Genomic DNA, 26,806 nt, shown 5'->3' with positions numbered 1-26,806 from the left:
GCGAAGCGCGGATTTCGAGTTGGTTGGCAGAGGGCTCCGCCTCGTGCTCACGCGCATCAGCTCGACGGGCCGCAGTCGGCGGGTGCGCAGATGCTGAGCATGGCTTCCCAGGTGGGTGGCAGAAGGCTCCGCCTGGCGCTCACGCGCATCAGCTCGACGGGCCGCAGTCGGCGGGTGCGCAGATGCTGAGCACGCCTTCCGAGGCGTTCAGAGCAAGGCTCCGCTCGACGCTCACCGACGTCGGCCCGGCGTCGGGCGTCGACACCACCACGACACTCGCACCCGAGCGCCGCGTCCCGCGCCGTCCCGAGTGTGGGCCAGTGGTCGCGCGCCCCGCACGGGCGATGCCCCGAGACACACGGCGCGCGGTACAAGGCCCCCATGAAATCCCCCGCCTCGGACCCTCGCTCCCTGCTGGACGCACTTCGCGCCGGCACCGCCCTGCCGGACCTCCCCGCCGACAAGGTGGAGGCCGCCCGCGCCCTCGCGCGCGAGGGCCACGTCGCCACGCCCGCCGAGGTGGAGGCCCTGCCCGAGCCCCTCGCCGCCGCCCTCCTCGAAGCCTCCGTGCTCGCAGGCCAGCCCGCGCTCGCGGAAGCCCTGTCCGCCTCCTCGGTGAAGCCGCTGGCCAAGCTCGCCAAGAAGGCCCTGTACCGCCTGCGCTCGCGCGGTGTCGCGGTGGCCGAGGCCCCGCGCGCCGCCCCCACCGAGTCCCCCACCCCCGCTCCCGCGAGCGACGCCCTCCCCGCCCTCGCCAGCATCATCACCGGCCGGGGCGAGCGGGCCCTCGTCCTGGGCCGCGCCATTCGCGGCGGCGGCATCGAGGTGGTGCAGGCCCTGCTCACCGACGAGCACGGCGTCATCCAGCTCCAGTTGGGCGAGAAGGGCCGGGGCGCGTGGCGCCGCGTCATCAAGGAGGGCCTGGAGCAGGGGGGCACCATGGAGCTGCCCGTGGATGAGGCCGCCGCCCTGCTCGCCGAGGCCGCCGGACTCAACCTGCGCACCCACACCCCGTTCCCCGAAGGCCTGGACGTCGCCTTGCGCCACTTCGGCGTCCAGCCGCAGCTCGAGCCCACCACCCTCCCCGCTCCCGAGCCCGACGATGTCCGCCGCTCGCGCGAGGGCGACCTCCTGCACGAGACGGCCGAGATGGCCGCGTGGCTTCCGCCCGAGCCCGTGGTGAAGCGCCTGCTGGCGAAGCTGGACGAAGTCGTCGTCAGCCCCCTGGCCCTCAGCGACGTGCAGCGACAGGACCAGCTCCAGTCCGCCGTGGCCTCCGTGGCGCGGGACTTCTTCTCCCCGGACATGGCCCGGCGCTACGCCCTGCGACTGTGGAGGATGGCGGACTTCTTCGAGCGCACCGAGCGGACCCGGGAGGCCGACGTGGCCCGGGGAGAGGCGCGGCGCCTGTTCCACGGCGCCGACCAGCCCTTCTCCCGCTTCGCCGAGCGCCTCTTCGAGAAGGTCGTCGGCCTGGTGGCGGCCGCGGGAGCCCGCGCCGAGACCGCCACCCAGCGAGCCCCCGGAGCCCGGGAGCCCACCGCGTCCGCCGAGGCCGCCCCCTCTCAGGAGCGGCGCAGTCCAGGCGGACTCATCCTCCCCTGAAGCCCCGGGGAGGCCCCGCGCCTCACTCCGGTGAGACGCGGGCGCGCAGCAGCAGGTCCAGGTTCTCCTGCTCCCAGGCCTGGGCCCGCGAGTAGTCGTGGAAGCGCTTCTCGTGCTCCATGAGCTCGGGCGGATGGATGCACCGCCGCCCGTCCTCACCCCGCCGGGTCCGGTAGATGTGGTGGAGCATCTCGTGGAAGACGATCCACTCCACGAAGTAGCGGGGCACCACCGGCTGGTCCAACGCCGGATGGATGCGGATGACCTTCGAGTCCGCCGAGTAGGAGCCCATCTTGATGCTCTTGCGCGGCCCCTTCACCCGGGGCGCCGGCCCGTAGGTGATGGCCGCGTCGATGCGCCGGCCGAAGTACCGCTCGTTGAGCCGGTCGAAGATGCGCTCCAGATCGTGCGTCCGCCCCGTCGGCTCCAGCCGGATGCGCTTGCGCATCTGCGCCGGGGACAGCCGCCGGATGTAGCTGCGGTTGCGCTCGATGTAGCGGTCCAACAACGCGCTCGCCTCCGGGTCCCCCTTGCGCACGAAGCTGGCGAGCGCCTGCACCACGTCGTCGGGCGCCGCCAGGAACATGTGGTGCAGCCGAAGCCGCCACATCGCTCGCTGACGTTGGAAGGTCAGCATCGTGTGCGTGTTGTCGTGGACCTCCACCGCCACCTTCGCGCGCAGACGCGTGCGGAGGCGGCGTTCGAGCACGCGTCTCCAGACCTTCAAGAGCCGGTTCGGTTCCGGCGCGACAGGAAGCTGTCGCACTACCCGCCCGGCCGTGTAACTCCTCTTCGTCACGATGTTTTTCTGCTTCTTGAGGCGCGCCATGGAGCGCCGGATTCTACGGCCCCGTCTGACATGCGCAATGCGCTCGCCAAGCGGAAAACCTAGGAAATCCAACGACTTAATGGCACTCAAGCCCACCCGGTCCCACTTGTCCGCTCCTGGGGGAGGCCCGCCCATACGGGCAAATGCCCGTCCCGACTAGCGACGCGGTTTGCAGGGCACCGGGAGGACGAGCGGACCCGGGTTTGCCTGCTCGATGAGGTAGGATTTCGTCCCCCGTCCGGTCCTCCGGCCGGGGCAGTCAAAATCGACCCGGAGCGGGCCGGGGGGCAGGCTGACGAGCCGATTGACGGGCAGCCGCTCGCCCCCCTCCTGGCGCAGGACCGTCTTCGGGGGCCCCTCGAAGCGGACCTCCACCAGCGAAGGCGGTGCGGGCTCGACCTTCGCGGGGAGCTCGGGCGCGGCGGCGACGCCCGGTGTCGGGGCCGGCGCCTCGGGCGTCGAGGGCGCGGGGGCGATGCCCGCGGCGGGATGCGCGATGACCACCGGGGCGGCGGCTACGGGCGGCGGATTCGCGGAGCGCACCGGCACCGTGACGGCCGACGGCTTCTCCTCGAGCGCCTTCTGGGAGAGGTCCCGCGGCGGGATGGACAGGGGCGTGGGGCCCTTGAGCCGGGTGTAGAGGCCCCAGCACACCAGGCTCAGCAGCACCAGCAGGAGCAGCCCACCGACGACGACCAGCACCAGCCCTCGCGAGCCGGTGCGCGCGGGGGTCGCGCTCGTGTCGGAGTAGTCGTAGCCGCCGCCGTACCCCATGGTGGACTCGTCGTCCTCGCCATCGCGCAGCGAGGCCGTGGGGCTGGTGAGCGCGCCCGACATGCTGGAGTCGGTGTGGAAGTGGTCGTCGTCGTCCCCCACGGCCACGGCCGAGGCGCGCGCCGCGGGCATCAGCGGCCGGGAGGCGGCGCGGTGGCTCACCGTCGCCGGGGTGATGGACACCGACGGCTCCAGCTCCACCGAGGACATGCGCCGCATGGGCGTCGTCAGCGACACCGACTCGGACGTCTCCACGTCCACCGAGGACATGCGCCGCATGGGCGTCGTCAGCGACACCGACTGCGAGGCCTCCTCGTCCAGGGGCGACAAGCGCCGCATGGGCGTGGTGAGCGACACCGAGGCCTCCGCGTCCACCACCGACTGACGGCGGATGGGCATCGTCATGTCGCCGGGGCCGTCCTCCAGGTCCCGCGGAACCGGCGTGGGCGAGCGGCGCGGCGGCGCGGCCACGGGCGGGGAGGACAGGCGACGCGCGCGCGCGTCCGTGGGCGTGCGGGGGACGGGCCCTTCCGCGAGCGCCGCCGCGCGCGGCGAGGGAGGAGGCTCCAGCGGCGCGACGGCGCGAGGCGGCGGCTCCACCGGCAGCGGCCCCGACGCCGCGCGCCTGGCGGGCGTGGGCGGCGCGGTGAGCGGCTCCGGGGTGATGGGGCCTCGCTGCGCGGAGGACACCTCCGAGTGCGTGCTGGAGCGCCGCGCGGGAGGAGGCGGCGTGCGGCCCCGGCTGCGCTGGGGAATGGTGGACTCGCCGTCACCGGCGTCCTCGTCCTCCTCGTCCCGAAGCTGCGACAGCACCGAGTACCCCGTGGGCGCCGTGCGCACGGCGGTGGACATCTCCGAGTCCACGTCCTCGTCCACGGGAGGCGCGCTCCGGGCGCCGCTCGGCAGCTCGCGCGGGCGCGCCATCTGCGTGGCCGGCTCGGGCTCGTCCCGGTAGCTGGCGGCGGGCAGCCCGTCCGCGGAGTTGCGACGCGGCGTGGGGCGCGCGGTGAGCCCAGGCGCGGAAGCAGGCGCCGGCTCCGCCATGGGCGTGGTGGAGGACAGCGTGGGCCCGGTGACCTCCAGCGGCGGCAGGCGCTGGGGCATGGACGAATCCAGCACCCGGTTGCCCGCCATGGGCACGGTGGCGTTCATGCGGCCCGCGGGCTTGGACACCGGGATGTGGAGGATGGTGCGCTCCTCCTCCTCGCCCATCAGCCGCGCGATGTAGTCGGCCACGTCCAGGCTCTGCTGCAGCGAGCCCGACGCGAGGAACGCCTCCAGCTCCGCGTGCACCACCGACGCGCGCGGGTAGCGCTGGTTGCGGTCCTTCGTCAGGCACCGCATGACGATGCGCGACAGCTCCAGCGGATAGTCCGGGCGCAAGAGGTGCGGCGGCGTCGGGTCCTCGAAGCGGATGGCGTAGAGGATTCCCTCCGTCGTCGGCTTGGAGAAGGGCTGCTTGCCGGTGGTGATTTCGTACAGCATGGTCCCCAGCGCGAAGATGTCCGCGCGGTGATCCAACCGCTCCTGCGACACCTGCTCCGGCGCCAGGTAGAGGAACTTTCCCTTGATGACGCCCGGCTTGCTGCGCTCCATGAACGCGCCGGCCTTGGCGATGCCGAAGTCGACCAGCTTGACGCGCCCGTCGTAGCCGATCATCACGTTCTGCGGGCTGACGTCCCGGTGGATGAGCTCCAGCGGGCGGCCGTCCACGCCCCGGCTCTGGTGCGCGTAGTCCAGCCCCGACGCCACCAGCGAGCAGATGCGCGCCGCCACGCCGCACGGCACCGTCGCCCCGAACTTGAACTCCTCCAGCACCACGTGGCGGAGGTCCACGCCCTCCACGAACTCCATGGCGATGAAGATGTTGTCGCCCTCCTTCCCCAGCTCGTGCACCTGCACGATGTTGGGGTGGTGCAACTGGGCGGCGATGCGCGCCTCGTCCAGGAACATCTGGACGAACTCCGGCTCCTCCGACAGGTACGGGAGGATGCGCTTGAGGACCACCAGCTCCGGATCCGGCGGACGCTGCGCCAGGAACAGCTCCGCCATCCCACCCACGGCGAGCCGCTTGATCAGCAGGTACTTTCCGAACGGGATGGCCGTCTGGGGCGAGCTCACGGAGGGAACGAGGCGTCTGACAGGGTGGGACAGGTTGGACTTTTCCCGAGCTTACCCACAATCAAAGGGTTGGGGGAGCCGGGGGCCCACATCGACCGGTAGCGGACACCGTCCTGGGGCGCCCGTCCAAAAAGAAGCCGCCCCTCCCGGCACGGGCGAGGGGCGGCGACTGCGCGGATCATCCCCGGGGGGATGGGCCTGGAACTACGGCGCCGCGACGGTGCCGACCATGTCCGGGTCGCAGTTCATCGGGTACAGCACGTAGGTGAACTTGTTCTCCGTGCCGGGGATGACGCCGTCGCCGTAGTCGTTGCACGTGAAGCGGGTGCCGGCGTCGGTGGTGGTCGTGCCGCCGTCCACGCACGGGGTGTTGGTGAAGGTCTCCCAGACGCCGCGGATGCCGTTGGGGAACGTCACCGTGCCGCCGTCATCCGCGGACACGCGCAGGTCGCAGGTCTGGTAGGTCTTGTAGTTCGCCACCAGCACGCCGCCGGTCACCTCGAAGCCCAGGTAGTTGTCGTTCGTCGGATCATCCGGGTACTGACGGAAGGCCGGGGGACGGGCGTTGGTGATGGTGATGGGGCCCGGGATGTGGACGCGCGAGCCGGCGTACTCGGGGTTGGGCTGGGCGGTGCCGCCCTCGGCGTTGCCGAAGTTCGCGGGCGCCTCGTTGTCCGCCAGCACCTGGCCGGAGCCGCGCTTGTTGAAGGCGATCTTCCCGGTCGCGCCACTCACGTTGAGGCGGAAGTCGTTCTTGATGACCGGACGGTACGCGTCACGGCCGGCGGGCACGTTGTCGTCCCCGTCCGGGAGGAACTCACGGTACAGGCCCGTGATGTCCAGCACGTCGCCGACCACGGGCTCGTACTTGCCCGCGACGGTGGTCTCGTGGTCGGTGTAGTACTTGTCGACGTAGATGCCCTCCTTCGGGAAGCACGGGCTCACCACCCAGAAGCGGGCGATGATGTCACCGGAGCTGCCCTTCTGGATGTTGCTCACCGCCGTCACCACCACGTTGTTCAGCGAGACCCGGTCGCCACGCTCCGCGGTGGTGCGCAGCACGCCGATGGGGCCCATGCCATTGACCGGGGCCGGACACGAGGACGGGCCCGCGTCAGGAGGGCCCGCGTCAGGGGGGCCCGCGTCGCCACATGCCCCCGTGCAGCCAGGACCGGAGTCGGGCGTACCGTTGTCGTCATCGTCACGACCAGAGCAGCCCGCCACGGAGGCCAGTACAGCCGTGGCGACCAGCGCCGCCGCGCCAAGCGTCTTGCGCAGTTGCATTTCTCGTTTCTCCATTCTTGTCGCGGCGCCAGGGGTTGATGTCGACGCCGGTCGGTCCGAGGATGTCGGCCTTATACCGGCGCCCGGAGGGGGCCGGCAAGGAACCCCCTCCCCCGCAGGTGACACCCGCGTGAAATCAGGGAACAACCCATGAGAGCCCCGCCCGCTTTTCTCCGAGGACTGCGGCCCACGCTGCACATCTCGCACCGCGGCGGCGCGCTGCTCGCGCCCGAGAACACGTTGGAAGCCTTCCGTCAGGCCGTGGAACGGTTCCGCACGGACATGCTGGAATTGGATGTGCACGTGACGCGCGACGGCGAAATCGTCGTGGCGCATGACGACACATTGCAGCGCTGCACGGATGGCATCGGACAACTGGCCGCGCTCTCGCTCTCCGAGCTGAAGCGATTGGACGCGGGGTATGGCTTTACCCCGGATGAAGGCCAGACGTTCCCGTTCCGGGGTCGGGGCGTGCGCATCCCCACACTCAGAGAGGTGCTGCGGGCCTTCCCGGGCCTGCGCCTCAACGTGGAGCTCAAGCCGGACGTGCCCGGGCAGGAGGAGCTGCTCGCCCGGTTGCTCGAGGACGAGGGCGCCGTGGACCGCGTCTGCCTGGGCAGCGAGCAGGACGCCGTGGGGGAGCGGCTCGCGGCGCGGCTGCCGGACGCGTGTCACTTCTATCCGCGTGAAGCGCTGGCCGCGCTGGTCATCGGGATGCGGAGCGGCGAGCCGCCGCCGGAGGACCCGCGCTACACGGTGCTCGACATGCCGCTGTACTTCGGCGAGGTGCGGCTGGTGGACGCGCAATTCCTGCGCGAGTGCGCCGAGCGCGGCAAGTGGGTCAACGTCTGGACGGTGGACGATGCGGCGGAGATGACCCGCCTCATCGAAGAAGGGGTCGGCGGCATCATGACCGACCGGCCGGACCTGCTGAGGCAGCGAATGGACGCCACCACCAAGGCGGGTTAAGCCCCGGTTCCATGCCTCGTTCCAGCTCGCGCCCGTCCCCCTCCCCGGCCGCTGCCCCGAAGCCCTCCGACACCCCCGCCGAGACGTCCGCGCCGCGCGCGCGCAACGCGGTGAAGACGGCGGCGAAGACGAAGGTGAAGGCCCCCAAGGGGCGGCGCTTCGTGGCGCTCGCGGGCAACATCGGCGCGGGCAAGACGACGGCGGCGAAGATGCTCAGCCAGAGCTTCGGCTACGAGCTGTTCGACGAGCCCGTCATCGACAACCGCTTCCTGCGTGACTACTACGCGGACATGTCGCGCTGGTCCTTCACGCTCCAGCTCGAGTTCCTCATCCGCCGCGTGGAGCACCACGAGCTCATCCACTCGTACCGCCGCAGCTGCGTGCAGGACCGCACGCTGTACGAGGACCCCGAAATCTTCGCCAAGTACCTGCACGGCCTGGGGCACATGACGAACGCGGAGCTGGACCTGTACTACGAGTACTTCCAGCGGCTGTCGCGCCACATCATCCGCCCGGACAAGGTCATCTGCTTCGAGGTGGGCAGCGTGGACGTGCTGCTCGAGCGCATCCGCACCCGGGGCCGCGAGGAGGAGAAGGGCATCCGTCCGCAGTTCCTGCGAGGGCTCAACGGCTACTACGCCTCCTTCCCCCAGGTGCTGCAGGAGAAGTACGGCGTGGAGACCCTGGTGATGGATGTCTCACGCCAGGACATCCGCAAGGGCCGCGGGCGCGAGGAGTTCCTGGACCGCATCTCCACCTTCCTGGCATGAGACGCGGCGGGGCCTTCGTCATGGGCCCGTCGTCTCTGTCTGGAAGGTGTGAGTGATGTCGGATTTGACGCCCAAGCGAGCCAAGGACACCGAGGTGGTGATGACACAGCTCATCCTGCCTCCTGACGCCAACAACCTGAACGCCGCGTTCGGCGGGAAGGTGATGGAGTGGATCGACATCTGCGGCGCGGTGGCCGCCCAGCGCCACTGCCGGCAGGTGGTGGTGACGGCCTCCATGGATGACCTGCACTTCCACGCGCCCATCAAGGTGGGCTGGGTGGCGCTGTTGCACTCGCGCGTGCTGGCCGCCTTCCGCACGTCCATGGAGGTGGGCGTCACGGTGCACGCGGAGAACCCGCTCACCGGCGAGCGCACGCTCACCACCAGCGCGCTGCTCACCTTCGTGGCCATCGACAAGGACGGCAAGCGCGTCCCCGTGCCGCCGCTCCTGATGGAGTCGGACACGGAGAAGGAGGCCTTCCGCGAGGCCGAGGCCCGCCGCGCGCAGCGGCTCGCGCGACAGAAGGAGAACCAGTCCTGGTTGAAGGTGATGCAGCCCATCGCCGGGGCCTGAGGGCCCGCTCGGCGAAGCGGCGGACTCGACGAGGGCGGCGGTGCTGCCACCGCCCTCGCCGTGAGGCCGTCGAGCAACGGATGCGGCTCAGGTCGTGAACGACGTGCCGCAGCCGCAGGAGGACTTCGCGTTCGGGTTGTTGAACTTGAAGCCCGCGCCCGTGATCGCGGAGACGTAGTCGATCTCCGTGCCGGCCAGGTACTGGCTGCTCATGCCGTCGGTGGCGAGCTTCACGCCGTCCTGCTCCCAGACGCTGTCGCCGGCCTTGGTCTCCTTGACCAGGTTCAGGTCGTAGCCCAGGCCGCTGCAGCCGGCGGGGACGACGCGGATGGAGAAGAAGTAGCCCTCGAAGCCCTGGGCCTTGATGACCTCCTTCACCTGCCGGACGGCGGCCTCCGTCAAACGCACCGCCGTCGGGGGCGCGGACTGGGGGGCCGTCGAGGTGGCGGAAGCGGGGGTCGTGGTCGTCGTATCCATGTCGGAAAAATCTCCTCTCAAACCGACCTTTATAACGCCCGGGGCCGGAAAATCCATGGGAGCGGCCGCTCGTCCGCCCCGGGACACTTCATCCCGCACGGGCCCGCCCCCAGGCCTCGGGTTATACCGGCCCCATGGCGCCCACCTTCCGAGAGCTGCTGGCCGGAGTGAAACAGGAGATTCGCGAAGTCACCGTGGACGAGGTGAAGCGCCTCCTGGACGCCCGGGCCCCGGTGAAGCTCGTGGACGTGAGGGAGGCGGACGAGTACGCGGGCGGCCGGCTGCCGGGCGCGGTGCACATCCCCCGGGGCTACCTGGAGCTGCGCATCGAGGAGCGCGCGGGCCGGGACGAGGAGCTCATCGTCTACTGCGCGGGCGGCACCCGCTCGGCGCTGGCGGTGAGGACGCTCAAGGAGCTGGGCTACACGCGCGTGGCGTCGCTCGCGGGCGGCTACAACCGCTGGAGCGACGCGGCCCTGCCCGTGGAGAAGCCCTTCGTGCTCTCCGCTGAACAGAAGGAGCGCTACCGCCGCCACCTCATCCTCCCGGAGGTGGGCGAGGAGGGTCAGGCGCGCCTCTTGAAGTCCCGGGTGCTGCTGATGGGGGCGGGGGGCCTGGGCTCCCCGGCGGCGCTGTACCTGGCGGCCGCGGGCGTGGGGACCCTGGGCATCGTCGACTCGGACGTGGTGGACCTGAGCAACCTGCAGCGGCAGGTGCTGCACACCCAGGAGCGCCGGGGCCAGCCCAAGGTGGTCAGCGCCCGCGCCGCGATTGAAGCCCTCAACCCGGACGTGAGGGTGGTGCCCTTCCAGGAGCGCCTGACGTCGCAGAACGTGCTGCGCGTGCTGGACGGCTTCGACCTGGTCCTCGACGGCGGCGACAACTTCCCCACCCGCTACCTGCTCAACGACGCGTGCCTCATGCGCGGGCTGCCCAACATCCACGGCTCGGTGTTCCGCTTCGAGGGCCAGGTGACGACCTTCGTGCCGGGACAGGGCCCCTGCTACCGCTGCCTCTACCCCGCCCCGCCGCCGCCGGAGCTCGCGCCCTCGTGCGCGGAGGCGGGCGTGCTCGGCGTGTTGCCGGGCCTCATCGGCCTGCTCCAGGCCAACGAGGCCCTCAAGCTCATCCTCGGGAAGGGAGAGCCGCTCGTCGGCCGGCTGCTGACGTTCGACGCGCTGGGCACCCGCTTCCAGGAGCTCAAGCTGCGCCGCGACGCGCAGTGCCCCGTGTGCTCGCCCGGCGCGAAGGTGGAGCTCATCGACTACGAGCGCTTCTGCGCCACCGCCCACTGACACCCGCCATGCCCATCCCCGAAATCACCCCCGCCCGTCTCGCCCAGCTCCTCGAAGGCCCTGTCGAGACCCGCCCCGCCCTGCTGGACGTGCGCTTCCCGCATGAGCACGAGTACGTGGCGCTCCCCGACTCCGTGCTCATCCCGCTGCCGGAGCTGGACGAGCGCGCCGATGAGCTGGAGGCGCTGCGAGGCCGCCCCGTCGTCGTCTACTGCCACCACGGCGTGCGCAGCCTGGATGGCGCCGCGTACCTGCTGTCACGGGGACTGGAGGCGGTGTCGCTGCGCGGGGGCATCGACCTGTACTCGCTTCAGGTCGACCCTTCCCTGCCGCGCTACTGAAGTCCGGGGGCGCCCGCGAGCGAGCCGCTACCCGATGAAGGCCGACAGGTCCTGCGTCTCCTTCTGGACCGAGTTCGGCTTGATGTCGACCTCGAACAGGAAGGGCTCCTTGAGCGGCCCGCCGATGAGCTCGAGCTTGTGCTTGCCCTCCATGAGGTCGATCTTCAGGCCCTTGCCGCCGCCGCCCTGGTACAGGCCCACGTCCTGCCCCCGGCGGCGCACGGTGATGCCGCGCACCGTCTCGGGCTTGAGGAGCAGCTGCAGCGAGCCGCGACGGAACTCCTGGGTGAGCACCTTGGCCTCGCCCGGCACGCCGAAGGCCAGCGTGTCCGTGTCCTCGGTGTAGATGCCCTGCTGCTCGTTCTCCAGGATGAGCGTGTCCTGCAGGTGCGCGCCCGACACCAGCGTCAGCGGCGTCAGGCCCAGCTCGGTGACGGGCTGCGAGCTGCCGCAGCGCTCCGTGTGCCGCACGGACACCTTCACCCGCTCGTTGGTGTTGACGGTGAGCCGCACACCCTGCCCGTCCGACGCCGTGGCGCTGAGCACCGCGAGGATGGGCTTGTGGAAGATGGCCACCACCGCGAGCATGCCCACGATGAAGCCCACCATGGCGATGTTGCGCCGGGCCACCGGCTGACCCGCGTGGCGGCGCGCGTCCTTCGCCAGCGCGCGGTCCACCTCGTCCTCCTCCCGCACCGCGGGCGCGGAGGCGAGCGAGACGCGGGAGCGTGACGGCGGCGGCGGCGAGGGCATCTCCGCGCGGCTGGAGGTGCGCCGACGCGGCGGGGCCTCCGGCGCGGACACCTGCGACTGCATCCCCGTGCGGCGGCGCGGCGGCGGCGAGGGCTCCGGCGGCGGCAGCATGGTCCGCTCGTCGTCGTCCTCGTCCTCCATCCGCGTGCGCTCGTCCAGGTCCAGCGACGCGGAGGTGCGCGAGCGGCGCGGCGCGGGCGGCTCCACGTCCACCACGGGCGCGGCGCGCGTCATGGAGCGGCGAGGCGGAGGCGGCGCGGGCTCGGGGGGCTCTCCCGGATTCGTCGTGGCGCTGCGCAGGTCCGAGCGCGAGCTGGTGCGGGCCACCTGCGTCACGTTGGCGCTGCTCGGCCGGCGCATCGAGTCCGACGTCCCACCCCGGCGGCGGTTCGGCGCCTCCATGACGCCGGACGGCGCATCCCACTCGCCCGGGTCCTCCTCCACCACCGGCTGCGGCACCGCGCCCGTGCGACGCGCGGGAGGCGGCGGCGCGGAGCGGGACGGCGCGGCGCGGCCCCGCTCGCGCGGAGAGGACGACTCACCCGGAGGCGCCTCCCAGCTCATGTCCGACGACGACGCGCGCCCCCGGCCCCGCTCCTGCTGCGGCGGGGGCGGCGCGGACGGGCCCGAGCTGCCGGACTCCTCGTCCGCCAGCACCACCTGGCCCTGGGCCTTCTCCTCGTTCAGGCGGTCCGCGAACAGCGTCTCCATCAGCTCGGAGATCTGCACCGAGCCCGCCACCCAGCGCTGGCCGACGAGGATCTCCTCGAGCGCCGTCTGGAACTGGCGCGCGTCCCGGTAGCGGTCATCCGAGCTCTTGGCGACGGCCCGCATCACCACCGGGTCCATCTCCTCCGGCACGTCCGCCACCTGCGACGGCGGCTGGATGGCGCACTCCATGGCGGCCTGGAGCGTGGCCAGCTCCGACTCCCGCTTCAGGGGACGCACGCCGGTGAGCAGCTCGTACAGCACCAGGCCGATGGCGAAGATGTCCGCGCGCCCGTCCAGGGGCTTTCCGGCCGCCTGCTCCGGCGCCATGTACGCGAACTTGCCCTTGATGGCGCCCGACTTGGTGAGCGACGCCTGATCCGCCGCCTTGGCGATGCCGAAGTCCACCAGCTTCACCGAGCCGTCGAAGCTGATGAGGATGTTCTGCGGCGAGATGTCCCGGTGCACCACGCGCAGCGGCCGGCCCGCGTCGTCCGTGCGGCTGTGCGCGTAGTGCAGGCCCTCGCACGCCGCGGCGACGATGCGGATGGCCAGGGGCCGGGCGATCCACTGCCCCGCGCTGGCCGCCTTGCGCATCACCCGGCCCAGGTCCTCGCCGTGGATGAACTCCATGGCGATGTAGTAGGTGCCGTTCGCCTCGCCGAACTCGTAGACCTGGGCGATGTTCGGATGGTTGAAGCGCGCCGCGATGAGCGCCTCGTTCCGGAACATCTCCACGAACTCACGGTCCTCCGCCAGGTGCGGGAGGATGCGCTTGACGACGAGGTTCTTGTGGAAGCCCTCGATGCCCGTCTGGCGCGCAAGCCACACCTCGGCCATGCCGCCGGTGGCAAGCTTCTTCAGGAGCTGATATTTCCCGAAAGATTGAGGGTTCATCCCGGGTCTCTGGCCGGGGGAGTTGGCTCAGGTGGAATGCGTCAGGGCTCGGCATCCTAGAGGACAGCGGTCGCCGAGGCAAAGGTGGCATGTGTGGAGATCGACTGGCGCGCTGATTGCCTGCCTGCTCACGACGGGTGCGGTCGCGGCCACTCCGGGTGCGGATCAACTCCGCACCGAGCGCCGCGGTGACGTCCTGGAGCTGCGCTGGGCGGACGCCGAGGAGCGGCTGCAGGGTACGCTTCACCCCGCCATGCCCCGCGAGGGCGAGCCCGCGATGCTGTCCCTGCACGTGGGCGCCTTCCAGGGCGCGGAGTTCACCGGGCCGCTGACGCTGACCCTGCACCTGAAGGACTCCCCCTCGCAGCTGACGCGCACGCTGACATACGACGGGGTCAACTGGCACACGCCGCTGGAGTTCGACGAGCCGGGCCTCTACGAACTGGAGGTCCGCTACCAGAACACGCGGCTCAAGGTCCTCACGGGCCACATCACCGTGGCCTCCACGCCCCTGCCCCGCGGCCTGAGCTGGGCGCTGGTCATCGGCGGCTCGGGCCTGGTGCTCGCGATGGGCGTGAGGGGCGCGCTCCAGCGCCTGCGGGGCACACCCCCGCCCACCGGAACGTCCGACGTCGGCGCTCCTCCCGCCGTCATCCCACCGGTGGAGGCGTCCTCGTCCACCGAGCCCCCCGACGCCACCGCACCGGCGCCGGATGCGGCGTCCAACCGGTAACTCCTTCCACCGGCTGATCGACATTCGTACAGGGATGGGTGCCCACGAAGTGGAACTTTCGTTCCCACCGAGGGCTTCGTAACGCCCGCGTCACGACGTTTTCGAGCCCTCTGACGGGCTTGCGTCGCCCACCGCCGTCCGCCACCCGACGTTGTCCAGTCGGGCACCGCTGTTGCACAAGCGCTCTGCCGGCTGCGACGGGGAGGCGGGGACATGGGTGGGTGGCGGTTGGATGAGCTGGGGAGGCGGGGTCTCCTCGTCGCGGTCCTCGTGGGTGGACCGGCGTTGGCGACCCCGGCACCCGAGGGTGGCGTGGAGGCAGCGGCCTCCGGTTCCGCCGCCTCGGTGGACTCGCTCTCGGGCGGCGTGGTGGATGGCGTGGAGCCCGTGGACGCGGGGCCCCCCGAGGGTTCCGAGCCGCTGGAGCCCACGCCGGGCCTGACGGAGGGCGCGCTGGCGCAGGCGCTGCCGCCGCGCATCCAACCCGGTGACTCACCGGACGCGGCGCCCCCGACGCCGACCACGAGCGCGGCGCCCACCGTCGAGCCCGCCAAGACGGCGGCGGAGCAGAAGAAGAAAAAGAAGAGGAAGCCCGGCGCGCAGCAGGAGGACTCCATCGGCGAGGACGCCACCGCGCTGGACGACACGCCGGACGACGAAATCCAGACGGTGCGCGTGTTCGGCCGCGTCTATGCGCAGGCCAGCGCGGACCAGCGCGAGAAGTACGCGCGCACGCTGAGCATCAACTCGGCGCGCGTGGGCGTGGCGACGTCGCTGCCCAACCTGGAGGCCGAGGTGAGCGCGGACCTGGCCGACTCGAACATGCTCAAGGACGCCTTCGTGCGGCTGTCCGACGACAACAAGCGCTTCCGCCTCTATGGCGGCCAGTTCAAGTCGCCCTTCCTCCAGCGCCGGCTGGAGGGCGCGTGGAGCCTGCCCATCCAGGGGCGCGGACTCGTGGAGGACTACCTGGGGGACGTGCATGAGCTGGGCGGCCGTCGGCTGGGGCTGATGGGCGAGGTGCGCTTGAAGGGCCTGTGGGACCTGCGCGTCTCCGCTGGCGCGTTCCAGGGCTCGCGCGACGAGCTGGGCGTGCGCACCAAGGAGGACCTGGCCGGACGCATCACCGTGCGTCCGCTCAAGAAGATGCTCACCCTGGGCGTCAGCACGTACGTGGCGGAGGCGCTGGACCGCGCGCGCAGGCACGCGATGGCGGCCGACGCGGAGCTGAAGTTCGGCGCGTTCCACGTCACGGGGGAGGTCGTCACGGGCCGGCTGCCGGTGGGGCCGTTCACCGCGCAACTGCTGCTGGCGAGCTGGACGCTCCCGGTGACGACGGAGTGGGCCCTCCAGCCGGTGGTGGGCGCGGAGGGACTGCAGCTGCGGGGGGATGTGGAGGGCAGGGGCCACTCGTTGCTCGGGGGTCTCAACCTGTTGTTGGGGAGTCGGTTCCGGGGGCAGTTCCAGGTGGAGCGCGCGCTGCGGCCGGGGGACGAGGCGCCGGGCCTCGAGTACTCGCTGCAGCTCGCCACCCGCTTCTAATCACGGAGACACGCCATGCTCTCGTTCGCCGAGGGGGAAGTGACCAGGCTCCGGCGTGAGTTCAAGCTGGTGCTGGAGGAGGAGACGGCGCTCGCGCTGTGCGCGCGCCTGACGCGGGAGTTGGAGGGACAGGTGCCCGAGCCCACGCGCATCGTGTCCGTCTACTTCGACCGGCCGGGCTGTCCTTTGGCGTCGCGCGCGCTGCGCACGCCAGAGGACTGCCTCAAGGTCCGCACGAAGGAGTACTCACCGGACGTGGGCGCGGGGGGCGTGGAGCGCGTGGTGCTGGAGGTGAAGCGCGAGCGCCATGGCCTCACACAGAAGCGGCGCGTCTGGGTGCCGCGCTCGGACCTGGGGCGTGTGCTCAGGGGCGGCGCGCGGCTGTTGCCGCTCATCACCGGAGGCAGCCTGCAGCCGGTGCTGGCGGTGACGTATCAGCGCCACGTGTATCAGGCGTCGCAGGCGTGGCGGGTGACGGTGGACCGGGACATCGGCTACCACCAGATTGCCCCGGAGCTGGCCATGTCCCAGCTTGCGCTGACGAGCGAGCGGCTGGGGCCGCCCTTCTTCCGCGAGGGCCGCGTGGTGGTGGAGGTGAAGCACCTGGGGGAGGAGCTGCCCGACTGGCTGTCGTCGCTCAATCCGGGCGGCGCGCCGACGTACAGCAAGTTCGCAGAGGGGATGGCGAGGGCACATGCCTTCGCCGTGGATGGGGTCGCGAGGGGATAGGCACCGTGTTCATCGACTTCGAGGGGATTGACGGCAGCGGCAAGACGACGCTCTCCAACCTGTTGGCCGGGAGGTTGAAGAAGCTCGGCTACCGGGTGGCGCACGCACGGGAAGGAGGCGAGCTGCGCTCGTCCACGGCCCGGCGCGTGCGGGAGCTGACGCGGGACGCTCGCCTGTTGGAGATGTCACCGCGCGCGGAGTTCTTCCTCAACCTGGCGCGCGACGCGCAGCAGTTGGAGGAGGTCGTGGCGCCCGCGCTGTCGCGGGGCGAGGTGTGCATCACGGACCGCTACCTGTACTCGCAGCTGGCGCTGAGCGGGGGAGGCCGGGGGCTGCCCATGTCGGAGCTCAGGCCCGCGTGCGAGCTGGCCTCGCAGGGCCTGTGGCCTGATTTGGTCATCCTGGTGGACGTGGACCCGGACCTGGCCCGCTGGCGCAAGCGGCTGGGCAAGGCGCTGACGAACAAGAGCGAGGCGGGCGACAGCCGCAAGGGCATGGTGGGCGCGGGCCTGGCGGTGCGCGTGCGCGAGTCCTTCCTCGCGCTGGCCAAGGAGGACCCCAGGCGCTGGCTCATCATCGAGAACAACGACGCGCCGCTGCACGTGCTGGAGCAGCGCCTGGTGGACGCGGTGGTGGCGCGGCTGGAGGGTCGGGACACGCCCGTGCAGCGCATCGTCCCCGCCCCCGCGTCGGTGCCCATGGGCTCCGTCGAGGTGGAGAACGTCGAGGCCCGCTTCTTCCAGGCGCTCGACACGGTGGAGCCGCGCGAGCCGGCGCTGGCGGTGTGGATGCTGGGCGGCCTGCCCGGGCTCGCCGCGCATCAGCGACGACTGGACTTCGTGGAGCGCTTCCCCGCCCTCACGGCGCGGGGCCTCCAGGGCCTGGATGACGCGCCCGCGTGGACGCTGCGCGAGGTGCTCGCGCCGCTGGCGCCGGCCCAGGTGGCGGCGAGCCTCCTGGGCCAGACGGGCGCCCGCGCGGCGATGCTGCGGGAGCGGCTGTATGCCCAGGCGCCCGCGGAGGCGCTGCAGGGCCTCAAGGGCGACAGCTCGCCCCAGGCGTGGAGCCTGCGCGAGCGCGGCGTGCGCGACGGGAAGCTGAGCGACGTGCTGCTGGGCCTCTCCGGCGTGGACGGCGAGGAGTCCTGGGTGGTGCGCGAGGCGGGCATGCAGCGGGGGCTGTACGCGGAGGTGGCCCGCAGCCTGGGGGGACTCTCCGACGCCCGCGCGGACGCGCTGCGCGAGGCGCTGCTGCCCCACGACAGGCTCGCGGTGCTGCGCGGGACGCAGGGACTGGACACGCCGGTGGCCCGCGGCCTGCGCGAGGCGCTGGCGGACAAGGCCACCAAGCTGGTGATGCGCTCCCTGACGGGGCTCTCCACCGAGGAGGCCTGGGCGCTGCGCGAGCGCGCCGCGCCGAAGACGAAGGAGGCGCTGGACTCGGTGGACGGGATGAACGACCCGCGGGCGTGGCGCCTGCGGGTGACGCACGCGAGCCGCTGGCCGGCCACCGTGCTCTCCTCGCTCAAGGGCCTGCCCGTGGGACCCGAGGCGCGCGTGCTCATCCAGCGCGTGCTGGAGGCCCATCCCCGGAAGCTGCCCGCGCTGCGCAACGCCTACGCCGTCATCGCCACCGCGGCGGCGCTCGATACCCGGGCCACGCAGGCCCGCGCGAGCCGCCCGGCGGTGGATGCACCCACGCAGCAGGTCGAGCTCTGAGGGAACACACACACCATGGAGGCCTCCATTCCGGCGTTCCTCGAGAGCGCCAAGTCGGAGCTGAACAGCCTGTCCATCACCGTGATGCTGCCGCGGATGCTCGCGGCGGCGCTCATCGGCACGGTGCTGTCCCTGCGGCCCTGGCGGCTGGTCATGCGCCGGGCCCTGCCGAAGGCGGACATGATTCAAGCGCAGGTGCTGCTGTGCGCGGCGGCGGCGGTCATCACCGCCGTCATCGGTGACAGCGTGGCCAAGGCCTTCGGCCTGGTGGGCCTGGGCGGCTTCGTGCGCTTCCGCTCCGGCCTCAAGGATCCGCGCGACGCGGCCATCCTGTTCCTGATGATTGGCCTGGGCATGGCGTGCGGCCACGGCAGCCTGGGGCTGGCGGGCGTGGGCACCGTGTTCGTGGCGGCGCTGCTGTTCGTGCTGGACCTGTTCAACCGCGAGGCGCCCTCGGCGCCGAAGCAGCGGCTGCTGGTGTCCGCCCAGGCCGATGACCTGGTGGGCGCGGAGGCGTCGCTGAGGAGCGCGCTCGGGGAGCGCAACGTGATGGTGAAGAGCTGCGCGCTCGACTTCGACGGGCGGCGGCTGGAGCTGGAAGTGGAGGAGCCCGTGCCCGGCTCGCTGACGGCGGCGCTGGGACGGACGGAGGGCATGCCCCTGCGGGGGCTGCGGTGGACGGCGGTAGGCCCCAAGGGGACACGGGAGGAGCTGACATGACGCGCAGGTGGGTGGTCGCGCTCGCGGCCGGATGGTTGCTCGTGGGATGTGGTGGTGGAGGGAGCCTGCCGGGCGCCGGCCCTGGTGCGTCCAACCCGGACGGAGACGTGGGCCTGCCGGGGGACTCGCAGAACCCCGACCCGTCGAACCCGGACCCGGCGGCCACCACGCTGTGGCCGCTGTCGACGGGCTCCGTCTGGGTCTACGACATCCAGGACCCGGTGCACGGCAGGTTCCAGAAGCGGGTGGAGGTGCTCGGCCCGCGCGACGTGCCGGGCGCCCCGGCGGGGACGACGGGCGTGCTGGTGCACAGCCGGCAGGACCGCGTGGCCACGGGCATCCTCTACGAGGAGTACTCGTGGCAGCTCGAGCAGAGCAACGGCCTCGTCGTGCGCCTGCGCGAGGAGGACCACCGCGACGGCGTCCAGGTGCGCACCACCACGTGGAGCCCGGCGACGGTGAAGTCGCTGGCGCGCGCGCCCACGACGGTGCCCTGGGCCTACACCAGCGCCGTGCAGGAGTTCACGGTGCTGGGTGACGGCAGCAAGGACGACAGCGACCCGACCTACACGTGGCGCGTCCTGGAGGTGGGCGTGACGGTGCAGACGCGCGCCGGCACCTTCACCAACGCCGTGAAGGTCCGCCGCGACAAGCTCAACGACGCGGGCGAGGTGAAGGAGGGCAAGGAGCGCACGTACTGGCTGGTGCCGGGCATCGGCAAGGTGCGCGAGGAGGGCGAGCGCACCGAGGACCTGGCCTCCTACGACATCAAGAAGTAGCGCCTGTCCGCTGTCCCAGTGACGGGCGTGCGAGGGCTCGCCTCGCCGCCCGCTCCTTAACGGGAAGGTTGGATGAAGGTCGCGGAGTGAACGGTTGGGCCTCCGTCCCGAGATGGTTCGGGAGGAGGCTGCATGCATCGGAAGAACCGCTTCACCCCACTTCCCCTCGCCGTGGCCCTGACGTTGGTGTCGGGCATGGCCTCTGCGGGCGTCCTCGCTCGCGACCCTTATCTGCAGAAAGTCGGTCCCGACACGGCCCTGGTGGCGTTCCGCCTGGCGGCCAACTGCTCGCCCGAGGTGCGCTACGGCGTGGGAGCGACCAATGAGGTCGCCCGCTCGAACGACTCGGGCAAGGCCCACGCGGTGGTGCTCACGGGGCTCAAGCCCGGCACCGAGTACACCTATGAGGTCAGCGCCTGCGGCCTGAAGACGCCGGCCAAGAGCTTCAGGACGGCGCCCGTGCCCGGCACGCGCCGCGTGCACTTCGCCGCCATGGGTGACTTCGGCACGGGCGGCTCGGACCAGCGGCGCGTGACGGCCCGGATGGTCCAGACGAAGCCCGAGCTCTTCGTCGCCCTGGGCGACAACGCCTACCCGGACGGCACCGAGGCCGACTTCCAGGAGCACCTCTTCGTGCCCATGGCGGAGCTGCTCTCGCAGGTGCCGCTGTTCGCCTCGCCCGGCAATCACGAGTACGTGACGAACCAGGGCCAGCCGTACCTGGACAACCTCTACATGCCCACCAACAACCCGGAGGGCACGGAGCGCTACTACTCGTTCGACTGGGGGCACGTGCACTTCGTGTCGCTCGACTCCAACTGCGCCATCGGCCTGTCGTCCGCGGAGCGCTGCTCGCTGGCCAGGCAGAAGGCGTGGCTGGAGACGGACCTGGCCGGCACCACGCAGCCGTGGAAGGTCGTCTTCTTCCACCACCCGCCCTGGTCCAGCGGCGAGCACGGCTCGCAGCTCACCATGCGCCGCCAGTTCGCCCCCCTGTTCGAGAAGTACGGCGTGGACCTGGTGCTCACCGGGCATGACCACAACTACGAGCGCAGCAAGCCGATGAAGGGCGACGACGTGGCGTCCTCGGGCGGCATCCCCTACCTGGTGGTGGGTGGCGGCGGCGCGACACTGCGCGCGTTCGACACCAGCCAGCCGGCCTGGAGCGCCATGCGCGACAACAAGGCGTATGGCTTCCTGGACGTGGAGGTGGTCGACGGGCTGCTCACCGCGAACCTCCTGACGACGGACGGCAAGGTGCTCGACAGCCTCACGCTGCGCAAGGACCTGCCGCCCGTGGAAGAGCCGCCCCCGGCGGACGCGCTGAGCGTCACCGTGGAGGGCGAGCGCGGCGTGGCCCCCCACCGCGCGCTCTTCCTGGCGACCACGACCCCGGACGTCCCGGTGAGCTGGGACTTCGGCGACGGCGGCTCGGCCCAGGGCCGCTCCGCGGAGCACACCTACGCCAAGGCGGGCCAGTACACCGTGACGGCCACCGCCACGTTCGGCGCGGTGACGCGCACCGCCACGTCCGTGGTGACCGTCACCTCCGCGTCCGGCGGCGGAGGCGGGGGCGCCGACGCGGGCACGCCCGACGAGCGCCCCACGCCCACCCTGCCCGGCACGCCCGGCACCGAGGATGAGCCCGGCGGCGGCTCCGGAGGCTGCGCCGCGGGCCCCACCGCCACCCTCCTCCCCCTGGCGGGGCTGCTGTTCGCCGGGCTGATGCGTCGGCGCCGGTCCGGCCGCTCCGACTGAAATCCCCCCGCCCTCCCCCAGGCGCGGGCATCCCCGGGTGTGTCGGCGGGCGCGAAGGGCGTCCGGCGGCCGCCCGGGTTTGCTTTCCCCGCTTGTCAACCCGCCCCGGGGATGCAAAGGCCCCTGCACGTCATGGCTCCCCCATCCAAGTCCCGCCGCTTCGCGCGGCCGTCCACGAAGAAGAAGTCCCCCTCCCCTTCGTCCGGAAAGAAGAAGCTCACGGCCGCCGAGCGCGAGCGCTCCACGCGTCCGCTGCGCGAGGACCTGGTGCTCCAGGCCTGCCTGGAGGCATACGCGCTGGTGCGCCACGAAGGCCGGCTGTCGGACCGGGCGCTGGACTTCACCCTGCGCCGCAAGGCCAACCTCTACTCGTCGGAGCGCCGCGCCGTCGCCGAGCGCGTCTATGCCCTGCTGCGCCGCCAGCGCACCGTGGACTTCCTCCTGTCGCGCGCCCACCCGCGCTTCGACTCGCTGGACGCGACGCGGCAGGACGTGCTGCGCCTGGCCACCTCGCGCGTGCTGCACGGCGAGCCCCTCGCCGACGTGGCGCGCACCTCGTCGCTGGCGCCCGGTGACGCGCAGGCCCTCTCCGCCCTGCCCCAGGCCGCCGCGGCGCTGGAGGCCCTGCCGGAGAAGAAGCGCTTCCCCATCGCCGCGTCGCTGCCGGACTTCCTCGCCGAGCGCTTCCTCGCGCTGTACGGCAAGGACGCCGCCCGCGCCGCCGAGGCGATGAACGAGCGCGCCCCGCTCACCGTGCGCGCCAACCTCCTGAAGGAGGACCGGGACGCCTTGGCGAAGCGACTCGCCGCCGCGGAGGTGGAGTCGAAGCCCACGGCCCTGTCGCCCATGGGCCTGCACCTGGAGACGCGCCTCAACGTCTTCGCGCTGGAGAGCTTCCGCGAGGGCTTCCTGGAGATCCAGGACGAGGGCAGCCAGCTGCTCGGCATGCTGGTGGACGCGCCGCCCACGCGCGTCGTCGATGCGTGCGCGGGCGCGGGCGGCAAGACGCTCCAGCTGGCCGCGCAGATGAAGAACCGCGGTGACCTCCACGCGCTCGACATCGACGAGCGGCGGATGGAGGACCTCAAGAAGCGCGCGCGCCGCGCGGGGGTGCACAACGTGCGCGCCCAGCTCATCCCCGCGGAGGGGCCGGAGGTGGACACCGCGCTGGAGGCGCTGGTGGGCAAGGCGGACCGGGTGCTGGTGGACGCGCCCTGCAGCGGCACCGGGACGTTCCGCCGCAAGCCGGACGCGCGCTACCGCCTGACGCCGGAGGATTTGGAGACCCACGCCGCCCGGCAGAAGGCGCTGCTGGAGCGCTTCTCGCGGATGGTGAAGCCCGGCGGCCGGCTCATCTACGGCACGTGCAGCGTGCTGCGCGAGGAGAACGAGGCCGTCGTCGAGGACTTCCTCGCCCGCCACCCCGAGTACAGCGTGCGCCCCGTCGCGGAGCTGTTGGGCGCGGAGCTGGGAGCAAAGCTCGGCCCCGGCCCGTTCCTCAGGCTGGCGCCCCACACCCACGGCACCGACGGCTTCTTCGCGGCCGTCCTCGTCCGGGCGAAGTAGCCTGCCCGGGAAGAAAGGCCCGGCCATGTCCCCCACCGTCGTCCGCTACCGCGTCAGCCTGCCCAGGCCCCACACCCACCTGCTGGAGGTGGAGGCCACCTTCCCCGAGGGCGCAGCCTCCCTCGACGCGCGGATGCCGGTGTGGACGCCCGGCAGCTACCTGGTGCGCGAGTTCGCGCGGCACGTCCAGGACGTCACCGCGTCGACGGGGGACGGGACGCCCCTGCCGGTGCGGCGGGTGGACAAGCAGACGTGGCGGGTGGACGCCCAGGGCCAGGCCGTCACGCTGCGCTACCGCGTCTACTGCAACGAGCTGACGGTGCGCACCAGCCACGTGGACGGCACGCACGCGTACCTCAACGGCGCCTGCGTGTTCCTCTACACGGACGCGACGCGCGAGCTGGAGCACCACGTCACGGTGGAGGCGCCGGCGGGCTGGACGTCGTTCTGCGCCCTGGGCCAGCGCGACGGGGCCTTCGTGGCGAACGACTACGACACGCTGGTGGACAGCCCCATCGAGGTGGGTCCGCACACGCCGCTGACCTTCACCGTGGCGGGCGTGTCCCACGAAGTCGTCGTCTGGGGCGACACGCCGGCGGACCCGGAGCGGTTGTGCTCGGACTTCCAGCGGCTGTGCGAGGTGCAGGCGCGGCTGTTCGGCGGGCTGCCCATGCCGCGCTACCTGTTCCTCCTGTACCTGACGGACAAGGGCCGCGGCGGCCTGGAGCACCAGGCCAGCACCGCCCTGCTCTTCCCGCGCACGGGCCTGTCCACGGGGCGCGGCTGGGAGGACCTGCTCACGCTGGCCGCGCACGAGTACTTCCACCTGTGGATGGTGAAGCGGGTGAAGCCCCGAGCGCTGGTGCCCTTCGACTACTCGAGGGAGAACTACACCGCGCTCCTGTGGGCCTTCGAGGGCACCACCGCGTACTACGACAACCTCATCGTCCGCCGCGCGGGGCTGATGTCCGCGCAGCGCTACCTCACGCGCCTGGGCGAGACGCTCACGGCGCTGCACTCCACGCCGGGCCGACGCACGCAGACGCTCGCGGAGGCGTCGCTGGTGAGCTGGGTGAAGCACTACCGGCCGGACGAGAACTCGCCCAACAGCGCCATCTCCTACTACCTGAAGGGCGAGGTGGTGTCGGCGCTGCTGGACCTGGAGATTCGCCGCGCCACCCGCGACGCGCGCGGGCTGGATGACGTGATGAGGCTGTTGTGGGAGCGCCACGGCGACGGCTCCGGAGTGGGCGAGGACGGCGTGGAGGCGGCCGCGAGCGAGGTGGCGGGCGTGGACCTGTCGACCTTCTTCGAGCGGGCGCTGCGCACGACGGAGGAGCTGGACTACTCGGTCCTCTCGCACGTGGGCCTGGAGGCGAACTTCCGCCCGCGAGAGTCCGCCAGTGACAGAGGCGGCACGCCGCCCAAGGGCAAGGCCACGGAGGCGCGCCCCAAGGGGTGGCTGGGCCTGACGCTCAAGGGGAGCGCCACGGTGGCCACGGTGCTGGACGGCTCACCGGCGCAGGACGCGGGGCTGTACGCGGAGGACGACGTGGTGGCGCTGGACGGCTGGAAGGCGGACGGCGCCGCGCTCGTCGCCCGGTGCGAGGACAAGCGCCCCGGCGAGACGGTGCGCGTGACGGTGTTCCGCCGGGACAGGCTCCTGGAGGTGCCGGTGGTGCTGGGCGCCAAGCCCGCGGAGGCGGTGTGGCTGTCGCGCGTGGACAGGCCCACCGAGGCCCAGAAGGCCGCGTACCAGTCCTGGCTCGGCGCCCCCTGGGACGAGGCCCCCGGCGCGGCATAGGCTGCGGGGGACATGTCCTCCGCCTCCATCGCCTGTCGCCAACATCCCCGGGAGCTCGCCGGTTGGCAGTGCCAGTCCTGCGGCGCATCCCTGTGCCCGGAGTGCGCGGTGGGGCGCCGCGTCCAGACGGTGGAGCTGGTGGGGTGCGGCCTGTGCGGAGGCGACACGGAGGTGCTCCACCTCCACCGCGACGTGGTGCCCTTCACCCGTCGGCTGCGCAAGGCCTGGCGCTACCCCTTCTCCGCCGCGGGCCTGCAGCTGCTCGTCGCGCTGAGCATCTTCCTGGGCATGGTGGGGTGGCTGGCGGAGAACTCCTTCCTCGTCATGCGGCCGCCGCTCATCGCCTTCTATGGCGGCCTGTTCTGGGCGACCTTCTTCGGGCTCGTGCGCGAGACGGCGCGCGGCGACACGTCGCTCGACATCCCTGACTTCAGCGACATCTTCCGGGACGCGCTGCTGCCCGGCCTGCGCGGCCTGCTGGTGTTCCTGGTGGCCGGGTTGCCGTCGCTCGTCTACGGGCTGTGGGCACACCCGGGTGGCAGCGCGAAGCTGGACATGTTCGCCTGGTTCATCCAGTGGCGGATGCCGCCGGGGCTGACGGCGGACCCCGTGTTCTGGCTGCTCGTGGGGGTGGGCGGTCTGTGGCTGCCCATGGGGCTGTTGCTCGCGGCGTCGGAGCACCCCGTCTCGCACATGCTCAACCCGGCCATGGTGCTGCGGCTGGCGCGCGGCCTGGGCTCCGACTACCTGGTGGCCTGCGCCGCGCTCGCGGGGCTGCTCGTCGTCCATGGCGCCGCGCACGTGCTCGCGGCGGCCGTGCGCGCGCTGGGCCTGGTCTTCATCTCCCGCTTCCTCGCGGAGGCCATCACGCTGGTGGTGCCCTTCCTGGCGGCGCACGTACTGGGCCTCTTGCTGTACGTGCGCGGAGACCGCGTGGGCTACGGCGAGCCGAGCGACTACGTGGCGCCCGTGCTGGGGAACGCCCAGCCCACCCGGGGGTCCGCCCCGCTGGGGGGAGCCGGCGTGCAGCGGGACACTCCCGCGCGGGAAGCGGAGTCCCCCGGAGAGGAAACACCCGGCGCACCCGTGGGCGCCGACGAGCGGCTCGCCGCCCTCGCGCTGGCGGTGGGTGGGCGCGACGTGGCCCGGGCGCTGGAGCTGTATGCCGCGCTGGAGCAACTGCCCGCCGCGAGGGTGCCCTCCGAGCACCACCTGTTCATCGGCCAGGCCGCGGCGGTGGAAGGAAACTTCCCACTGGCTGTCACCGCGCTGGAACGCGCCGCGGACGTGGCACCGGATTCGCCCACCGCGCCCAGGGCGCTCGTCATGCTGGCGCGCGTGCTGGGTGAGCGGATGAATGACGCGGCGCGCGCGGAGGAGGTCTACCAGTACGTGCAACACCGCTATCCGGATACCCAGGCCGCGAGATTCGCGAGCGAGCGCAGCCGGCCCCGGCCTGATTGAACCGGGCATTGCCGCGCGCGGGCATCGGCATCACCTTCCCGTGCATGATTCGGGCGTGTGGATGGGTGGGTGGGCTCCTCGGACTCGGCATGTTGCTGTCCGGCTGTGACGACGCGCCTCGCATGTCGCGAGGCCATGACGAGTGCGAGACGACGCTGATGGCCGTGCGCGTGGCCGTCGTCTCCGCGGACGGCGCCCGCGTGCGCGGCGCCACCGTCACCGCCACCAACGTGGCCTCCAACGTCAGCATCTCCGGCGTCACCGGCTCCGACGGCGTCACCACCGCCGTCAACGAGACGCTGGCGCCCAGCCCGGTGCGAGTCACGGCCACCGCCGGCTCCAAGGTGTCCCCCGCCTCCCACGTGGAGTGGGTGTGTGACACCTGCAACTGCGTCCCCGAGCCGTCCGAATTGACCCTGGAGTTGAGCCCCTGACAGGCCCTCGGGCCTCCAACTTCCCGGACATCTCACGGATTTCCATGTGAGATGGCACCGCAGAGGTTGTGTTCGGCCGGTCCGATGCGGTACGGCTTGGAGCCATGCGTCAGACCCGCATGCTCGCCACCTCCCCCCTCTTCCTCGTCCTCGGAGCCTCCC

Annotated in this window: 22 protein-coding genes; 17 read left to right on the top strand and 5 right to left on the bottom strand. The window is 71.8% G+C overall.

The window, feature by feature from the left end:
• Nucleotides 1-381 precede the first annotated feature (381 nt).
• A complete protein-coding gene (locus K8640_RS09185) occupies nucleotides 382-1,605 on the top strand; it encodes a hypothetical protein (protein WP_223746718.1) in 1,224 nt (407 codons plus the stop codon).
• A 22-nt stretch (nucleotides 1,606-1,627) separates the two neighbouring features.
• On the opposite strand, the gene K8640_RS09180 is transcribed toward K8640_RS09185, so the two are convergent.
• The 3 genes from K8640_RS09180 to K8640_RS09170 form a co-directional block, all read right to left on the bottom strand.
• Complete coding sequence (locus K8640_RS09180) at nucleotides 1,628-2,434, bottom strand: hypothetical protein (protein ID WP_141332795.1); 807 nt, start codon at nucleotides 2,432-2,434, stop codon at nucleotides 1,628-1,630.
• Between the two features lie 156 nt (nucleotides 2,435-2,590).
• Nucleotides 2,591-5,329, bottom strand: a complete 2,739-nt coding sequence (locus K8640_RS09175; RefSeq protein ID WP_223746717.1) for a serine/threonine-protein kinase — start codon at nucleotides 5,327-5,329, stop codon at nucleotides 2,591-2,593.
• A gap of 204 nt (nucleotides 5,330-5,533) precedes the next feature.
• Complete coding sequence (locus K8640_RS09170) at nucleotides 5,534-6,613, bottom strand: hypothetical protein (protein ID WP_141332796.1); 1,080 nt, start codon at nucleotides 6,611-6,613, stop codon at nucleotides 5,534-5,536.
• A 150-nt stretch (nucleotides 6,614-6,763) separates the two neighbouring features.
• Between K8640_RS09170 and K8640_RS09165 the strand changes: the two genes are divergently transcribed.
• From K8640_RS09165 to K8640_RS09155, 3 genes are read left to right on the top strand one after another with little or no spacing between them, the layout of a single operon-like run.
• Entirely contained in the window at nucleotides 6,764-7,582 is an 819-nt protein-coding gene (locus K8640_RS09165) for a glycerophosphodiester phosphodiesterase (RefSeq protein ID WP_223746716.1), read from the top strand.
• 11 nt (nucleotides 7,583-7,593) lie between these two features.
• A complete protein-coding gene (locus K8640_RS09160; RefSeq protein ID WP_223746715.1) occupies nucleotides 7,594-8,352 on the top strand; it encodes a deoxynucleoside kinase in 759 nt (252 codons plus the stop codon).
• A gap of 55 nt (nucleotides 8,353-8,407) precedes the next feature.
• The gene (locus tag K8640_RS09155; RefSeq protein WP_046712842.1) at nucleotides 8,408-8,926 is read left to right on the top strand and encodes an acyl-CoA thioesterase; all 519 of its coding nucleotides are present in this window, start codon (nucleotides 8,408-8,410) and stop codon (nucleotides 8,924-8,926) included.
• Nucleotides 8,927-9,013: 87 nt separating this feature from the next.
• On the opposite strand, the gene K8640_RS09150 is transcribed toward K8640_RS09155, so the two are convergent.
• Nucleotides 9,014-9,403 (bottom strand): iron-sulfur cluster assembly accessory protein, encoded by a 390-nt coding sequence (locus tag K8640_RS09150; protein ID WP_223746714.1) that lies wholly within the window; start codon nucleotides 9,401-9,403, stop codon nucleotides 9,014-9,016.
• A 134-nt stretch (nucleotides 9,404-9,537) separates the two neighbouring features.
• Between K8640_RS09150 and moeB the strand changes: the two genes are divergently transcribed.
• Nucleotides 9,538-10,698, top strand: a complete 1,161-nt coding sequence (gene moeB, locus K8640_RS09145) for a molybdopterin-synthase adenylyltransferase MoeB (protein ID WP_223746713.1) — start codon at nucleotides 9,538-9,540, stop codon at nucleotides 10,696-10,698.
• A gap of 8 nt (nucleotides 10,699-10,706) precedes the next feature.
• Nucleotides 10,707-11,039 (top strand): rhodanese-like domain-containing protein, encoded by a 333-nt coding sequence (locus tag K8640_RS09140; RefSeq protein ID WP_223746712.1) that lies wholly within the window; start codon nucleotides 10,707-10,709, stop codon nucleotides 11,037-11,039.
• Between the two features lie 27 nt (nucleotides 11,040-11,066).
• Here K8640_RS09140 and K8640_RS09135 read toward each other — a convergent pair whose 3' ends face one another.
• Entirely contained in the window at nucleotides 11,067-13,397 is a 2,331-nt protein-coding gene (locus K8640_RS09135) for a serine/threonine-protein kinase (protein WP_223746711.1), read from the bottom strand.
• Between the two features lie 91 nt (nucleotides 13,398-13,488).
• Between K8640_RS09135 and K8640_RS09130 the strand changes: the two genes are divergently transcribed.
• The 11 genes from K8640_RS09130 (at nucleotide 13,489) to K8640_RS09080 (ending at nucleotide 26,644) form a co-directional block, all read left to right on the top strand.
• Nucleotides 13,489-14,130 (top strand): hypothetical protein, encoded by a 642-nt coding sequence (locus K8640_RS09130; protein ID WP_223746710.1) that lies wholly within the window; start codon nucleotides 13,489-13,491, stop codon nucleotides 14,128-14,130.
• A 285-nt stretch (nucleotides 14,131-14,415) separates the two neighbouring features.
• Complete coding sequence (locus K8640_RS09125; protein WP_370640329.1) at nucleotides 14,416-15,672, top strand: hypothetical protein; 1,257 nt, start codon at nucleotides 14,416-14,418, stop codon at nucleotides 15,670-15,672.
• A gap of 15 nt (nucleotides 15,673-15,687) precedes the next feature.
• Nucleotides 15,688-16,401: a VTC domain-containing protein gene (locus K8640_RS09120; protein WP_223746708.1), complete on the top strand. Its 714-nt coding sequence runs from the start codon at nucleotides 15,688-15,690 to the stop codon at nucleotides 16,399-16,401.
• Between the two features lie 5 nt (nucleotides 16,402-16,406).
• A complete protein-coding gene (tmk, locus tag K8640_RS09115) occupies nucleotides 16,407-18,119 on the top strand; it encodes a dTMP kinase (RefSeq protein WP_223746707.1) in 1,713 nt (570 codons plus the stop codon).
• 15 nt (nucleotides 18,120-18,134) lie between these two features.
• Nucleotides 18,135-18,839: a DUF4956 domain-containing protein gene (locus K8640_RS09110; protein WP_223746706.1), complete on the top strand. Its 705-nt coding sequence runs from the start codon at nucleotides 18,135-18,137 to the stop codon at nucleotides 18,837-18,839.
• Complete coding sequence (locus K8640_RS09105) at nucleotides 18,836-19,618, top strand: hypothetical protein (protein ID WP_223746705.1); 783 nt, start codon at nucleotides 18,836-18,838, stop codon at nucleotides 19,616-19,618. Before K8640_RS09110 ends, K8640_RS09105 begins: the two co-directional genes overlap by 4 nt.
• A 132-nt stretch (nucleotides 19,619-19,750) precedes the next feature.
• Nucleotides 19,751-21,376 (top strand): metallophosphoesterase, encoded by a 1,626-nt coding sequence (locus tag K8640_RS09100; protein WP_223746704.1) that lies wholly within the window; start codon nucleotides 19,751-19,753, stop codon nucleotides 21,374-21,376.
• A 132-nt stretch (nucleotides 21,377-21,508) separates the two neighbouring features.
• Nucleotides 21,509-22,942: an RsmB/NOP family class I SAM-dependent RNA methyltransferase gene (locus K8640_RS09095; protein WP_223746703.1), complete on the top strand. Its 1,434-nt coding sequence runs from the start codon at nucleotides 21,509-21,511 to the stop codon at nucleotides 22,940-22,942.
• Nucleotides 22,943-22,967: 25 nt separating this feature from the next.
• Complete coding sequence (locus K8640_RS09090) at nucleotides 22,968-24,746, top strand: M61 family metallopeptidase (protein ID WP_223746702.1); 1,779 nt, start codon at nucleotides 22,968-22,970, stop codon at nucleotides 24,744-24,746.
• Between the two features lie 12 nt (nucleotides 24,747-24,758).
• Nucleotides 24,759-26,210 (top strand): hypothetical protein, encoded by a 1,452-nt coding sequence (locus K8640_RS09085; protein ID WP_223746701.1) that lies wholly within the window; start codon nucleotides 24,759-24,761, stop codon nucleotides 26,208-26,210.
• A 65-nt stretch (nucleotides 26,211-26,275) separates the two neighbouring features.
• Nucleotides 26,276-26,644, top strand: coding sequence for a carboxypeptidase-like regulatory domain-containing protein (locus K8640_RS09080; protein ID WP_223746700.1), 369 nt, complete (start codon nucleotides 26,276-26,278; stop codon nucleotides 26,642-26,644).
• The last annotated feature ends 162 nt before the right edge of the window (nucleotides 26,645-26,806 follow it).

The sequence above is a fragment of the Myxococcus sp. XM-1-1-1 genome (genome assembly GCF_020037095.1).
Lineage (GTDB): Bacteria > Myxococcota > Myxococcia > Myxococcales > Myxococcaceae > Myxococcus > Myxococcus fulvus.
This window is presented reverse-complemented; position numbering and strand designations above follow the sequence as displayed.